Here is a 1,135-nt window from a genome sequence, read left to right on the forward strand (position 1 = left end):
CTCGACAATTGCCATGTCCGCATCGCCTTTTCCTCGAACGACGAAAGAACCGCGAAGCGGATCAGCGATGCACTGGGCACGGCGACCGAACTGCGTGCGCAGCGCAACTATGCCGGGCACCGGCTCGCACCCTGGCTCAGCCATGTCATGGTGTCGCGGCAGGAAACCGCCCGTCCGCTGCTGACGCCGGGTGAGGTGATGCAGTTGCCACCGGCAGATGAACTGGTGCTCGTCTCTGGCCTCGCGCCGATCCGCGCGAAAAAGCTTCGCTATTTTGAAGACGCCAATTTCACTGCTCGCGTCCTCCCGCCACCCAGCCTCGGTCCTGATGATGGCGTCTACGCCGATCGCCCCAGCCCGCGGCCCGATGACTGGGGGAGTGAAGTGCGCGGTCTGCATGAAGGGCTGGTAGCGAGCGCTGATCAGGAAGGCGCCTCCTTTGATGAGGAAGCCGAAGGCGGCCTGCAGCAGCAGCGCCATCCCGGCCTTGCCGAAGAACGGCCCGAGCCAGTCATTGAACCTGGCGCGGACATGATCCCCGGCATCGAGGATGACAGCGATGCGGGCGCGGACCGACAGGCCATGGACCGCCTGCGGGGTCTCGGCGCTGTCCAGCGAGCCCATGCGATGAATGAAGCCGATCGTGCTGACGATCTGCTGCCGAGCTTCTGAGGGGAGGGCCGCCTGTGAAACCCCGCCATCACCTCTATCTCGACGACGAACTGACGGCCCAGCTGGAACGCTTGGGTTCGAAGCCGGGCACATCCAAGTCAGCCATCGTTGCAGATGCGCTTCGCGACTATCTCAACCGGCGCGCCACCCGCCAAGTCGACGATCTTCTGAAAGTCCGGCTCGACCGGATGAGCACACAGCTCGGTCGGATAGAGCGCGACAGCCTTGTGCTGCTCGAAACGCTCTCGCTATTCGTGCGCTACCAGCTCACCGTCACCGCGCCGCTTCCCGAGGGAGACAAGGCGGCGCAGGCGATAGGTCGGGAGCGTTTTCGCCGGTTCGTCGATCAGGTCGGTCGGCAGTTGACGACGGGGCGGTCCATTGGTGCTGCGGCTTCCGAGGAGGCCGGCCAATGAGCTGCGTCAACAGTCAGGCGGAGCGCCGCCGTCGCGCCATGCTGCGC

At 64.9% G+C, this 1,135-nt stretch carries 2 protein-coding genes; both read left to right on the forward strand.

Going from position 1 to position 1,135, the window contains the following annotated elements; all coding sequences use genetic code 11:
- A partial coding sequence (locus CV013_RS15355) for a type IV secretory system conjugative DNA transfer family protein (RefSeq protein ID WP_157935795.1) occupies nt 1–672 on the forward strand: 672 nt, incomplete at its 5' end.
- A 14-nt stretch (nt 673–686) separates the two neighbouring features.
- Nucleotides 687–1,088 carry a ribbon-helix-helix domain-containing protein gene (locus tag CV013_RS15360; protein ID WP_102156580.1) on the forward strand — a complete coding sequence of 134 codons (402 nt, stop codon included), beginning with the start codon at nt 687–689 and terminating at the stop codon, nt 1,086–1,088.
- The last annotated feature ends 47 nt before the right edge of the window (nt 1,089–1,135 follow it).

Origin of the sequence: Tsuneonella flava, assembly GCF_002870965.1 — a bacterium.
GTDB classification, from domain to species: Bacteria; Pseudomonadota; Alphaproteobacteria; order Sphingomonadales; family Sphingomonadaceae; genus Tsuneonella; species Tsuneonella flava.